13 protein-coding genes are annotated in these 12758 nt (G+C 40.4%); 9 read left to right on the top strand and 4 right to left on the bottom strand.

All coding sequences use genetic code 11. The annotated features are described in order from the left end of the window. Nucleotides 1-5 precede the first annotated feature (5 nt). From ubiE to VB732_RS13105, 3 genes are all read left to right on the top strand, one after another. Nucleotides 6-698 carry a bifunctional demethylmenaquinone methyltransferase/2-methoxy-6-polyprenyl-1,4-benzoquinol methylase UbiE gene (gene ubiE, locus VB732_RS13115; RefSeq protein ID WP_323231275.1) on the top strand — a complete coding sequence of 231 codons (693 nt, stop codon included), beginning with the start codon at nt 6-8 and terminating at the stop codon, nt 696-698. A 245-nt stretch (nt 699-943) separates the two neighbouring features. Then, on the top strand, nt 944-2179 hold the full coding sequence (locus VB732_RS13110; RefSeq protein ID WP_323231274.1) for a DUF445 domain-containing protein: 1236 nt from the start codon (nt 944-946) through the stop codon (nt 2177-2179). 241 nt (nt 2180-2420) lie between these two features. Continuing rightward, nucleotides 2421-2603, top strand: coding sequence for a CsbD family protein (locus VB732_RS13105; RefSeq protein ID WP_323231273.1), 183 nt, complete (start codon nt 2421-2423; stop codon nt 2601-2603). A 157-nt stretch (nt 2604-2760) separates the two neighbouring features. On the opposite strand, the gene VB732_RS13100 is transcribed toward VB732_RS13105, so the two are convergent. After that, nucleotides 2761-3033, bottom strand: coding sequence for a GlsB/YeaQ/YmgE family stress response membrane protein (locus VB732_RS13100; protein WP_323231302.1), 273 nt, complete (start codon nt 3031-3033; stop codon nt 2761-2763). A 308-nt stretch (nt 3034-3341) separates the two neighbouring features. Between VB732_RS13100 and VB732_RS13095 the strand changes: the two genes are divergently transcribed. After that, entirely contained in the window at nt 3342-3893 is a 552-nt protein-coding gene (locus VB732_RS13095; RefSeq protein WP_323231272.1) for a Uma2 family endonuclease, read from the top strand. 80 nt (nt 3894-3973) lie between these two features. On the opposite strand, the gene mutL is transcribed toward VB732_RS13095, so the two are convergent. Next, on the bottom strand, nt 3974-5698 hold the full coding sequence (gene mutL, locus VB732_RS13090; protein ID WP_323231271.1) for a DNA mismatch repair endonuclease MutL: 1725 nt from the start codon (nt 5696-5698) through the stop codon (nt 3974-3976). A 147-nt stretch (nt 5699-5845) separates the two neighbouring features. Between mutL and VB732_RS13085 the strand changes: the two genes are divergently transcribed. Further along, nucleotides 5846-6181, top strand: coding sequence for a rhodanese-like domain-containing protein (locus VB732_RS13085; protein WP_323231270.1), 336 nt, complete (start codon nt 5846-5848; stop codon nt 6179-6181). A gap of 282 nt (nt 6182-6463) precedes the next feature. Here the strand turns inward: VB732_RS13085 and VB732_RS13080 are convergent, their stop codons facing one another. Beyond that, the gene (locus tag VB732_RS13080) at nt 6464-7513 is read right to left on the bottom strand and encodes an adenosine deaminase (protein WP_323231269.1); all 1050 of its coding nucleotides are present in this window, start codon (nt 7511-7513) and stop codon (nt 6464-6466) included. A gap of 649 nt (nt 7514-8162) precedes the next feature. Here VB732_RS13080 and VB732_RS13075 point away from each other — a divergent pair. The 3 genes from VB732_RS13075 (at nt 8163) to VB732_RS13065 (ending at nt 10153) form a co-directional block, all read left to right on the top strand. Then, a complete protein-coding gene (locus VB732_RS13075) occupies nt 8163-8378 on the top strand; it encodes a hypothetical protein (protein WP_323231268.1) in 216 nt (71 codons plus the stop codon). 501 nt (nt 8379-8879) lie between these two features. Next, nucleotides 8880-9761: a TIGR02587 family membrane protein gene (locus VB732_RS13070; protein WP_323231267.1), complete on the top strand. Its 882-nt coding sequence runs from the start codon at nt 8880-8882 to the stop codon at nt 9759-9761. After that, the gene (locus VB732_RS13065; protein ID WP_323231266.1) at nt 9758-10153 is read left to right on the top strand and encodes a TIGR02588 family protein; all 396 of its coding nucleotides are present in this window, start codon (nt 9758-9760) and stop codon (nt 10151-10153) included. The genes VB732_RS13070 and VB732_RS13065 overlap by 4 nt, the downstream gene beginning before the upstream one ends. Here VB732_RS13065 and VB732_RS13060 read toward each other — a convergent pair. Next, nucleotides 10138-11130 carry a threo-3-hydroxy-L-aspartate ammonia-lyase gene (locus VB732_RS13060; protein WP_323231264.1) on the bottom strand — a complete coding sequence of 331 codons (993 nt, stop codon included), beginning with the start codon at nt 11128-11130 and terminating at the stop codon, nt 10138-10140. The genes VB732_RS13065 and VB732_RS13060 overlap by 16 nt on opposite strands. A 474-nt stretch (nt 11131-11604) precedes the next feature. Here VB732_RS13060 and VB732_RS13055 point away from each other — a divergent pair, with 474 nt between their 5' ends. Further along, nucleotides 11605-12417: an SDR family oxidoreductase gene (locus VB732_RS13055; protein WP_323231263.1), complete on the top strand. Its 813-nt coding sequence runs from the start codon at nt 11605-11607 to the stop codon at nt 12415-12417. The last annotated feature ends 341 nt before the right edge of the window (nt 12418-12758 follow it).

Here is a 12758-nt window from a genome sequence, read left to right as displayed (position 1 = left end):
GACCAATGACTAACGAAATTCAGTCCATTTTTAACCGTATTGCTCCCGTTTATGACCAATTGAACGATTGGTTGAGCTTGGGACAGCATCGAATTTGGAAGGAAATGGCAGTAAAATGGAGTGCAGCTAAATCGGGTGATACTGTATTAGATTTGTGTTGCGGTAGTGGTGATTTAGCTTTACGTTTGGCAAGGCGTGTGGGAGCGACAGGAAAGGTGTATGGAGTCGATTTTTCCTGCAACCTCCTAGAAACTGCTTCATTACGCTCCCAAAGACAGTACCCTCAACCTGCGATTGCCTGGGTAGAAGCCGACGTGCTAAATTTACCCTTTGAGGATAACCAATTTGATGCCGCAACAATGGGCTATGGTTTAAGAAATGTTAAAGATATTTCCCGCAGTCTCCAAGAGTTACACCGGGTTTTGAAGCCAGGAGCTAAAGCCGCAATCTTAGACTTTCATCGACCGAGCAATCCTCAGCTACGTGCCTTTCAGCAGTTGTATCTGGACGGTTTTGTAGTGCCAGTTGCCAATTATTTAGGCTTAAAAGAAGAATATGCTTATATTAGTCCCAGCTTAGACCGCTTCCCCATCGGGAAAGAGCAAGTAGAGTTAGCGCGTCAAGTTGGTTTTGCTGTTGCCACACACTACCCCATTGTGAACGGTATGATGGGAGTGCTAGTAGTCAGCAAATTTTAGATTTTAGATTTGGGATTTTGGATTGGGGACTGCGGAATAGTTAATGGCTAATGAAAAATCGTTAGTAGTTAGTAGCAAAATAACTCATAACTAATAACTGCCAATTACGAATCCCCAATCCCTAATTTATAATCTAGAATTCAAAATCCGTCTTGGTGCAGTCGCCTGCGGTTCGCGTCAGCGTCTCGTAAGAGAGGGAAACCCGTCCGCAGCGCTGCACCGCAAAATCCAAAATTCAAAATCCTGTGGACTGGTCTCATCTTTGGCTTTATGTGTCTCCCCCGGTACTCGGTGGAATTATTGGTTATTTCACAAATGATATAGCCATCAAAATGTTGTTCCGTCCTTACCGAGCAATTTATATTGCTGGACGAAGAGTACCCTTTACCCCTGGTTTGATTCCCCGTAACCAGGAACGTCTGGCTTTGAACATTTCTAAGACAATTATGGGGTCACTATTGACACCACAAGAGTTGCAAAATCTCGCACGACGTTTGTTGCAAACAGAACGGGTGCAATCAGCAATTCTCTGGTTGTTGCGGCTGGCGATTGAACAAATCAAAACGGATAATAACCAAAAAAGTGTCAAAATTGTAGCGGGAATTTTGCGGGATTTGCTAGGGGAATCCTTACCACGCTTACTCAAAGTTTTAGCGCGACGTGAAGACTTTTTGGAAACGCAGATCAATCAAGTTTTTGACCAGATATTGCTGGAATTTCAACTGAGTGAAGAACAAGCTACAAGGCTTGTTGATTGGTTATTGGAAGTTGTTTTACCGCCGGATCTGTTGCGCCAAGCAATAGTTGATTTTTTGACCGATCGCACCATTCAAATTATTGATGAAGGCTTCCGCGAAAAAACCAGTGGGACTTATTGGGTAGTAGCAAATTTGTTTGGCTTACGTAATACTCTGACAAGGTTACGGACTTTTTGCTTAGATGAAAAAGAGGCTGCCAATACTCGCTTAGAGGAATTGACTCAAGGTTTGCAGATGCGCGATCGCATCAAGAAATTACTGCTCAATTTATCATTACAAAACTTGCCAATGGGTACGGTACGCCAACTGCGAAAGACCACCCGCGAGAGTGTTCGTCATTACCTACAAAACAGTGGCGGCGATTTTTTGCAAGGATTAACTGATTCTGTTGATTGGGAAAATATTGCTGTAGTTCTGCTGAACCGTCTTAGTACTTCACCTGTTGTCAGCACTTCTTTAGAAGTTATGAGTCAAGAACTAGCTCTAATTTTAGATAAGTATTTGGAAAAGGATTTAGAAGTAATTGTGGCACAGGTTATTCCGATTTTATCTATAGATCAAGTCATAGTTGACCGGGTGAAATCAACTTCGCCGGCTGAATTAGAAGCTGCTATTGAGGGAATTGTCAAAAACGAATTGCAGGCCATTGTAACTTTAGGTGGAGTTTTGGGTTTTGTCATCGGATTATTGCAGACAGTGTTTTTAATAGTCAGTCAATATTAATTTTTCTTTTTATCTACAAAATCCGATCACCTTTCATAACTCAAATTGCTAGGAAATTATTCTCTCACTTGGCAGGCTTGTTTTTGATGATATGTTCAGCTTTTTATGTCTATAGCATTTCGTATCTATCTTAAGATACATAATTTTCCAAATTACTCTATCGGTTGATGGAAGTCACAAAGAATACACTACTGTTAGTTTATGTAATAGCTGAATCAACTACAAGCTGGAAATAAAAACCATGAGTACGGAAAAAAGAGTAGAAGCTACTGTAAAAAATATTGAAGGAAAAATTCAAGAGGTAGTGGGTGAAATCACTGGCAATCCACAAGACAAAGCTGAAGGACAAGCAAAGCAAGCTGAAGCCCAAGTTGGTCACACCGTGGAAAACATTAAAGACGAAATTAAAAAAACTTTAGACTAATTTAGCTTCGACAATGCAAATAGCAATATTAGCGATGATTTATTACTGATAGTCTAATATTAAAAACTCCACTAAATGAAAGTTAGTGGAGTTTTTGTATTTGCATAAAAGTTGAAAGGTTTCAATCATGACTTTTCTAGCTAAAAGTTTGATTCAACTAAGAACTAGCACGATTAGCTACTAAGTTCCAGATAAAGATAGCAATTATTGCCCCAATAATGGCAACAATTACACCGGGGATACTAAGACTTGCAGCAGTTAATTGAAATCTTCCTGTCTCAAAAAGAGTAACTAAAACCCCCCCAATCACAGCACCTATAATACCTAAAAACATAGTTGAAACAATCCCACCACCCTGACGACCGGGATAAATAGCTTTTGCGATCGCTCCGGCAATTAAACCTAGAATTATCCAAGCAATAATGTTCAGCATAATTTCATCCATCAGAAAACTTCACAACTAGCTTAGAAATTACAATAGTGTTTTCCTTCTAGCTAAAGATATAAGTAATAAAGAATTCGTAATTGCGGTAGCGACGTAGGAGCATCATTGCAAATGGGCGAAAAAGCGAATTGTTTTAATGCCCTTTATCTCAATTAGATTGCACTTTGTTGCCAAGAACTACAGATCCAATGATTGTAAGCCTTGGTTAGACGGGTACATACGCGCTAGCGGCTTCCTTTGAAGTACGTTTAATATGGGGAAATATCAAGAATTATTGGGAGGAATCAATCGTCATGACTGTTATTGTTGCTAAATGGACGATTGACGAATATCACCGGATGATTGATGCTGGCATTTTGAGCGATCGCAAAGTAGAACTACTTAAAGGGGAAATTGTCGAAATGTCGCCGGAAGGAGAACCCCATGCTTATTGTAGTGATGAAGCTGGTGAGTATCTAGCAAAGTTATTGGCTGAACGCGCTAAAATTCGCCAAGCCAAGCCTATCACATTACCCAACGACTCGGAACCAGAACCAGATATTGCCATTGTCCAACGTTTAGGACGCGAGTATCGAGTGCATCATCCCTATCCAGAAAATATTTTCTGGTTGATTGAGTATGCTAACTCCAGTTTAGAGAAAGATTTAGATATAAAAAGCAAAATATACGCAGAAGCAGGTATTTTAGAGTATTGGGTTGTAAATCTCAAAAAGCTTCATTTAGTGGTGTTTCGAGAAATATTAGATGGAGAGTACGCAACAAAATTGACACTGACGGCGGGAACAATTCAATCGCTAGCATTTCCAGATATTTCTATTGCGGTGGAACAGATTATTAATAGTTAAGTTAATTACAATTCAAAATCACAATACAAGAAAAAATTTTAATTTAACGTCAGTTAGACAACGGTGTACACTTGAAAACATCAAATTCCATGACTTTTTCCAATTACCCAATTCCGCCGGAAAAATCGGGCTAAAGCTGATTCTTCTAAAGATAAATAAATTGGGCGGCCGTGGGGACAGGTGCGAGGGTTGCGAGTACGTTGCCAATTATCTAAAAGTGTTTGCATTTCTTGTTGATTCATCGGTGTACCGTTCCGAATGGCACTACGACAGGCGACGGCTACTTGAGCAGTTTGTAAATCGCCTCCCCAACTAAGTTCTAAAATAGCTTCTGCACAGTCTTCTCGCTGTTGCAAAGGTGCGGGTATGTTTCGCACTGCCCAAAGCTGTTCGCCAAAGGGTTCTATTTCTAAACCGATGCGTTGTAGTTGCGATACTTGCGCTGGCGACAATTGGTAAAGAATGATTGCCGGTTCGACGGGGACAAGTTGCCAATCATCGCATAATTGCTCATACAAAACTCGCTCATGGGCAATGTGCTGTTCTACTAACCACATACCACCTGAATGTTCAGCAACAATATAAGTGTTGCTAACTTGAGCGACAGCTTTTAAGGAATTAGGATTTTTGCGATCTTCCTTGGGATTTTGAGGGTTGAAATTGTAGCCGCCTTTGGCTTCTGCGGCTTTGAGTAATTTACTAACTCGTGTTGTGTGAACAGCTTCTTTAAGATTGTTAGAAGAAATGCTGAGTGCTTGGTTAATTGCTTGGGTAATTTGTTCTTGCCAATAAATGATTTCGTTGAGGTAAATCTCTGTTTTTGCTGGATTGCGATTCCAGTTAATTTGATCGGGGGAAATGGCAAGATGTAAGAAACAAATTGGATAGCGATCGCGTGGTAATGTTCTATGAAATGCCGATAATATCGTTTGCTCTAATTCCGGTGTTTTCACCATTCTGCCGTTAATGGCTACACGTACCCAATCTGGACGATGACGATGAGTGCGATCGGGTAATCCTACCACTAAAGTGAGTGCTGAGTGCTGAGTGCTGAGTGCTGAGTGAGGAGTGGGGAGTGGGGAGTGGGGAGTGGGGAGTGGGGAGTTGGGTGGGTTGGGTATTTCGAGTTTTAGTTCTTGCAAGTCACCTTGTCGCACTTGCGGTAAAATCTGCGGTAGCAATTGCCCAGTTGTGGCTGCCGGAGAGATGGTGAACCATTGACGATCATTTTGCCAAATCCGCCAAGTAACATGGGGATGACACATAGCGATTTGGTGAATTGTGGCTTGCACGGCTTTCATTTGCTGTGCTGCTGTGGGTAATCCTTGACGACGAGATGAGCAGTTACCGAAGAGATGAGAAACTGTCACCACTGTACCAGGTGCGATCGCAGTTACTTCAACTTGTACAACTTCCCCACCATTGCCATAGCTAATCCGCCATCCTAATTTTCCATTCACAGGACGACTTAAAATTTCTAAATCTGCCAGAGTTGTTAAGCTGTGTAACGCTTCACCACGAAACCCCAAACTGTTAATTTTCCATAAATCGGCACTAGAGCGAATTTTACTAGTACTGTGGGCTGTGGCTGCTTGTTGCAAATCATCTAGGTTCATTCCACAACCATTATCTGCAACACGAATTCGCCATTGCTGCGGCCATAAAGAAACCACAATGCGCGTTGCACCTGCGTCTAGGGAATTTTCTACCAATTCCCGCACCACAGAAGCTAAAGAGTCGATTACCTCACCAGCTGTAATAAGATATACGACTTCTGTTGGTAGAGCTTGAATAGTAGATGCCATAAATTATAGTTTATAGCTTCTGGGTACAAGCTAAGTAGAGGAGATAAGAAGGCGAATTCACGAGAAATTTTTATTAATTGTAAAGAAAACTCAATTAAACGGGGATTTTTGATAAATTGCTTGTGAGGTGATAAGCCAAAAAAACTTATGAGTAATAATTCAGTTGCTGATGTCCATGAGTTAAAGACCCGTTTGCAATGGGGTCAACCAGGTTTTACAATTGTTGATGTGCGCGATCGCCACAGCTACAATAACGGTCGGATTAGTGGAGCAATACCCATTCCATTAGACAATTTGGCATCTAGAGCCAAATCTGCTTTACATAAAGAACGCCATATTTATATTTATGGCGACAGTGACGAACAATCAACCCAGGCTGCACAAATTCTCAGAGGAGAAGGGTTTGTTGATGTAGCGGAAATCCAAGGTGGTCTTGCAGCGTGGATTTCAGTTGGTGGTGCTACAGAAGGTGTTGCCGCTTAAACTTAACCCAGGCATACTAATCTAAGTCTATTTATTTCATCATTGCTGCTTTTTTGTACTGCACATTAGACTTCTAACAAAAATCTGAATTAGCGAAAAGGAAACCACAGATAAACAGCGATGAATTATCTGCGTACATCTGTGGTTTAATTCCTAAACAATTGACTTTTGCAAAATATCTACTGTGCATTACAGCTTTCTCTGGAGCATGAAAAAAACACATCGATTGCAAGATTAATTAACATTAAATCATCTTACTTTCTGTTTACTTCTAGATGGTGGTTAATTACTATCCCTTGTTGCCAAAACTTTAGGTGGTTCGGGTTTCAGTAATCCATTCAACAGGGATGCAGGACGTTGACTGTAAGGCCAAGCAAAAGCATGACGGAAAGCTGCATCTTGACAAGCTTGTAGTTGGGCAAAACTGATAATGTTGTAAGTTAAAAGATTTTCATACTCAAACGGTAGACGTACATTGTGCAATCCAGCATTATCAGTACAGATAGCAATATCTACCCCGGCTTCAAAACAACGGTCAAAAACTAATTTGAGTTGACGGATATCCTGTAAAGTACCAGTTTTTAGGTAAGTTGTCGGGCAAACCTCTAAACATTGTCCGCGTTTAGCTACATCATTAAGTAACTCTGGATATAGTAGGGGAATTTGGATACCATGACCGATTCGCATGAGGTAGGGTAACAGTTCAGGGTAACAACCGGCGGTGGTTTCATATAAATGTCCGGTGGTGTTAACGCCCTGCGATCGCGCATAATCATATAAGCTGATCCATTCTTCTAAGCGATCGGCGTAATAACTATCACCTCCTGCTACATCCACTGCACAGACATACTGCTTATTTTGTGCCGCCAAATCAACAATCGCCTTGTTCACCTCATAAGGTAGGCGCGTGTGCATACAGAGAATTTGGCTAGTAACAATCGGATATTCTGGCTGGTGGCTGGCAAGTCCTACTACTTTTACAATTTCTGCCATCTTGTCAATTCTCTGTGATTGACTCAGATGTTCAGGTGTCCGCAAATAAGGAGTGTAACGCAGTTCTAGATAAGCCAAATTTTCAAAGATGTAAGCACCCCGCACCAAACGATAGATGAAGTAAGGCAAAGTCTCTACAGTTTGCACACTTTCTACCAGGGTGTGTAATTCTAGATACTCATCTAGACTGTTGCGTGGACGGGTGTAAAAATCTTCAAATTGTGAATAGTCAGCGAAGCGGGAAATCAACTCCGAAGAATGTCGCTCAAAATATCGCCATAGAACTCGCGGTACGACGGAACCGCCCAGGTGTCTATGTAATTCAGCATATAAAGCCATAGTGGTACTTTTAATTAAAAATTTCAATGATTGTAACAAAAACATAGAAGGAAAAATCTCTACTCAAAAAAAATTAGAGCAAAAAGTTTGTGTTCTAGTTTACCAGGGCGCAAGTTTGCCTAAGTAGATAAGCTGTCGCGCATTTAACTTGCATATCTTTTCGTGTTGACCACTTGTTGACCACTGACAGTTAACCGTCAGTGGTCAACGAACTTAGGAAGTAACTATAGGATTCCTATTTGATTTTTGAACAGATACGTAGATACGTAGTGGCGTGGCAAGGCTAAATTATTGCAAAAAAATTTGTAGGTTGGGTTGAGGAACGAAACCCAACACTCCGATCCATGTTGGGTTTCGCTTTGCTCAACCCAACCTACATCTAATGAACTATTTTAGCCTTGCCACGCCACTACAATACCTAATTTCTTTCATAAATCAAACCGGATTCCTATATGTAATTTAAAAGCGTATCCAGCATCTAATAGAGTTTTGAGCATAAATCAACTTGACATTATCAAGATGAAATTGATAGCATTTAGAACCGTTACTTTTTGTGTTATACTAAAACAAACATTTAAATTATTTATCTAAAAAAATATATTGCTATATTTTTTTAGCTGAATAAAATCTTGGGCGAGGTTGATATTAAGTGAAAATTCAAGCGTTGGAAGTCAAGGCTGGCGATCGCATCATTGCTTACTGCAACAACAAAATGCAGACCTGTAAGGTAAAACGCATCTTAGATCCTGGTCAAGCTAATATCACACTATCAGTATTCACCTCTGAGAATTATCGTGGTTGCTCAGTTTCATCTATAGTTCGCTTCCAGTCGAATGCCTTGGTTGATTTGGTAAATGAAAATTAAGGTAACATTCAATTTCAAAAATATCTCTAGCAATTGTGCAGGTGAAGCTAGATTTAATTTTTGTTAAAAGTGCGGTCGCAAATAGCAATTTGTGAAAATATATGTTATCGCAATCCCCGACTTCTTCGATAAGTTGGGGATTTAACTTTTCGTGAAAGATTTAGGACTTTTATATGCATCTTCATAGAGAATTAGTATTAGAGCTTACGCAAAGAATAGCTAAAAAGAAAGATTTTCTTTTTAGAGTAATTCATGTAGACGCATTCGCAAAGCGTCTATCTGCGACACGCTGCGCGAACGTAGAAAAGCGGCTTCCCGCAGGGTATTAGCTCTCTGACTTTTCACGTTATGTAGAAAAGTCCACCAAAAACCTAACCCTTTAACCTTCACGAAAGAGGTTTTTCAGATGTCGTGAAAAGTCATTACCTCTACTGTGTATACTTTGGCGTAAGTTCTAAGTAAAAGTCAAAGCAAAAATTTCAACAAAAGGAAAGTAAGGAGTTGGCAAAAAAACGTCAAAAGGATATGTGGAAGAGTGAGATTAATGACCTCATTCGCGGTGCTTGCGGAGGTTTTTTATTTGGCATACCTTTACTTTATACAATGGAGGTTTGGTGGATTGGATCGCTGGCAAAACCACAACTGATGATGATTGCGATCGCATTAATGTTTATTGTGGTTTACTTGCTCAATCAGACAGAAGGCTTTCGCAAACGCAGATATAAGGGGCTAGCTCATCAAGCCGTAATGGATACCGTAGAAGCGATCGCGATCGGAATATCTTGCTCTGCGTTCGTGCTGCTACTATTGCGAGAATTGACACTAGAAACTTCCCTAAAAGAATCTTTAGGGAAAATTATCTTTGAAAGTGTACCATTTGCTCTTGGTGTAGCATTAGCTAACCAGTTGTTGGGAGATAACAGCAATGGAGAAGAGCAAGAACCTAATCAGGTAAACAGCACAACTAATAAAAAAGGGGATGAGTTAAACGCCACTTTCGCCGATTTGAGTGCAACTCTTATTGGTGCAACCATAATTGCATTTAACATCGCTCCAACAGATGAAATTACCATGCTTGCGGCCGCAGCCTCACCACCTTGGGAGTTAGCAATGATCGCCACATCTTTACTGATTTCTTATGGCATTGTATTTCAGGCGGGCTTTTCAGACCAGCAAAAACGAAGACAGCAAAAAGGAATTTTCCAACGACCATCGAGCGAAACTATCATGTCCTACTTAGTATCACTACTAGCAGGCGCTTTTATGCTGTGGTTCTTTCAAAAATTAACTTTTAGCGATCCTTGGACAATGTGGTTAGATCACACATTGATGCTAGGTTTACCTGCAACAATTGGCGGTGCAGCCGGAAGGTTAGCAATATGACTCAAACAGAATCAAAACCAAAGCGCTCAATAGCTGAGTGGGTGACATTCGGCATTTCCTCATTAATCTTAGCAATCATTGTTGGTCTGGTTGGCTACGCTTGGCTGAACGAAAAGGATCAACCTCCCATCCTTTCTGTCACCAAAAAACAAACAATTCGAGAAATCGATGGTCAATTTTATGTTCCCTTCGAAGTATTGAATAGTGGAGGAGATACAGCTGAGTCAGTTCAGATTGTGGCTGAGTTAGAAATTAATGGCATTACAGAAACAGGAGAGCAACAAATCGACTTTTTATCTAGTGGGGAAACTGAAGAAGGGGCATTTATATTCAGCCAAAATCCGCGTCAAGGTAAGTTAAATCTGCGTGTTGGTAGTTACAAATTGCCATAGAAAGCTGGTAATTTAGCATAAAGTGTGCTGATGTGCGCTAAATCTACATTTCCACCACTAACGATCGCACCAATTCTTGCCTCTTTTGCTGTCACCACACCTTCGAGTAAGGCTGCGGCGGCGAGTACTCCGGTGGGTTCAACCACAATTTTCAGACGTTCCCACAAGAAAAACATGGTGCGAAGAATCGCTTCTTCAGATACCGTTACCATATCATCGACGTAATGTAGCACTAAGGGGAAAGTAACCTTACCAAGGCTAGGAGTCCGCGCACCATCGGCGATGGTATCAGGGTTCTTGACAGTTTGCAGGGTTTTGGTGTGAAAGGAGCGGGTAGCATCGTCGGCAAGGGCTGGTTCTACCCCAATTACTTTACAATTGGGTAAAAGTGCCTTGGCTGTAATCGCACATCCTGAAAGTAATCCGCCACCGCCACAACAAACTAATAATAAGTCTAATTCACCAACCTCTTGGATAAGTTCTAAAGCAGTTGTCCCCTGTCCAGCGACTACATGAGGATGATCGTAAGGAGGAATGAGGGTAAGAGAGCGATCGCGTGCTAAATTTTGGGCTAATTCTTCTCGGTTTGTTTCTTGGCGATTGTATAAAATTATCTCTGCACCATAGCTACGAGTCGCAGTTTGTTTGACAATGGGTGCATCATCAGGCATGACAATAGTGGTGGGGATATTGAGGAGTTTACCAGCTAGAGCGATCGCTTGGGCATGATTTCCTGATGAATAGGTGATAACGCCTGTTTGTTTTTGGGCTATCGATAGTTGCGTTAGGGCATTGTATGCCCCTCTAAATTTAAATGATCCTGTGCGTTGAAAGTTCTCGCACTTAAAGAATACTTGGCTATTGGTGCGATCGTTAACGATTCTAGAAGTTAGCACAGGGGTGCGGTGGGCAATTCCCAAAATTCGCTCTTGTGCTGCTTGCACATTAGTTATATCAACGGAATTATGTTGTGGCATTAATGGCAATATGTAAGAATTCAGGAGTCAGAATTCAGGAGTCAGAATAGTTAAAGAATCAGGAGAATATTTAAGTATATAGGAATCATATTTGATTTGTGAACAAAATTAGGTATTGTAGGGTGTGTTAGAACGGAGTTCGTAACGCACCACTATAGAGGTTTTGGTGCGTTACCACGTATGTTTTCATAAATCAAACCGGATTCCTATACATATACCAAGCATACTGAATTTTTTCTAAATTCTGACTCCTGGGTGCAGAATTCTGATAACAATATTAATTATTTTTGCTCTTGTTTATATAGATACAGATTTTTATATTTGCGTCTCTTATGCTTGATTGAAGCATATTCGTTTCAGGTAGATAGCATCATTTATTGTCTGCATAAAAATAGCTACAGCAAACATTATATATTGCTGTAGCTAAATTTATAAAACTTAAATTAATTAACTCACCTTCTCCATTTTTCTAGCATGAATAAAACATCTGAAAGTCGGCAAAAAAAAACTGCTCTAATTACAGGAGCGGCTAGTGGGATAGGCTATCAATTAACCCAGATTTTTGCTCGTCATGGTTATAATCTGGTGTTAGTGGATAAGAATGAAGAAAAGCTTGCAGAAATCATAAATGAATTTCCGCAAAAGTTTGGGATTTTTGTGAAAATTTTGGTTAAGGATTTATCTATCCCAACATCTCCAGAAGAAATTTTTAGAGAACTCCAGCAAGAATCGGTCAAAATCGATGTGCTGGTTAACAATGCTGGCTTTGGCACTTATGGAGCATTTAGTGAAACAGACCTCAGTATTGAACTGCAAATGCTCCAGGTAAATATGGTGACTTTGACTCATTTAACAAAGTTATTTCTCAAGGATATGGTCAAGCAAGACTATGGAAAAATATTAAATGTCGCCTCAGCAGCAGCTTTTCAACCTGGGCCTTTAATGGCAGTTTATTTTGCTACTAAAGCTTATGTATTATCATTTTCAGAAGCGATCGCTAATGAATTAGAGGGTACTGGTGTTAGCGTGACTGTTCTTTGTCCGGGGCCAACAGCATCGGAATTTCAACAAACTGCTGCAATGGAAGATTCAAAGATTGCTAGCGTTAGCAGAATGATGGACACGGAAACCGTTGCTAACATTGGTTATCGGGGTTTAATGAAAAATAAAACTGTTGTTGTTCCTGGGATGAGAAATAAGCTATTGACCGAAAGTGTCAGATTTACACCCAGAAGTCTAGTAACCAAGGTTGTAAGAAGTATGCACGAACTCAAAAAAAATAGGTAGAGTTACTTTCCTCAGACAACAAAGTGGACAAGGGCATCTACCTAGAACCAAATATAGGAATCTGACTTGATAAGAGTGTTCCAAAAAATAAATGATCCAAAACCCGTCATTGCGAGCAAAGCAAAGCAATCGCAAGGGCTAGGATTGCTTCGCTTCTCTACGAGACGCTCCGCGAACGCTCGCAATGACAATTGAGCATTTTTTTATTTGGAGTACTCTAAATGAAATTATTTGCGTAGGTAGGGAGTAGTAAATTAACCTTTTTGAGATGTACGGAGTTTTTCCAAAAATCGAATAGGAGTCCTATAGATCGATTTATTACTATCTTTTGGATGTCAATT

This window comes from Nostoc sp. UHCC 0252 (assembly GCF_034931145.1).
Lineage (GTDB): Bacteria > Cyanobacteriota > Cyanobacteriia > Cyanobacteriales > Nostocaceae > Nostoc.
This window is presented reverse-complemented; position numbering and strand designations above follow the sequence as displayed.

Excerpts from the sequence above, each read along its gene's own strand:
- VB732_RS13105 (WP_323231273.1), top strand. The coding sequence starts at position 2,421 with ATGAGTACGGAAAAAAGAGTAGAAGCTACTGTAAAAAATATTGAAGGA.
- VB732_RS13060 (WP_323231264.1), bottom strand. The coding sequence starts at position 11,130 with ATGCCACAACATAATTCCGTTGATATAACTAATGTGCAAGCAGCACAA.
- VB732_RS13085 (WP_323231270.1), top strand. The coding sequence starts at position 5,846 with ATGAGTAATAATTCAGTTGCTGATGTCCATGAGTTAAAGACCCGTTTG.
- mutL (WP_323231271.1), bottom strand. The coding sequence starts at position 5,698 with ATGGCATCTACTATTCAAGCTCTACCAACAGAAGTCGTATATCTTATT.
- VB732_RS13055 (WP_323231263.1), top strand. The coding sequence starts at position 11,605 with ATGAATAAAACATCTGAAAGTCGGCAAAAAAAAACTGCTCTAATTACA.
- VB732_RS13080 (WP_323231269.1), bottom strand. The coding sequence starts at position 7,513 with ATGGCTTTATATGCTGAATTACATAGACACCTGGGCGGTTCCGTCGTA.
- ubiE (WP_323231275.1), top strand. The coding sequence starts at position 6 with ATGACTAACGAAATTCAGTCCATTTTTAACCGTATTGCTCCCGTTTAT.
- VB732_RS13065 (WP_323231266.1), top strand. The coding sequence starts at position 9,758 with ATGACTCAAACAGAATCAAAACCAAAGCGCTCAATAGCTGAGTGGGTG.
- VB732_RS13095 (WP_323231272.1), top strand. The coding sequence starts at position 3,342 with ATGACTGTTATTGTTGCTAAATGGACGATTGACGAATATCACCGGATG.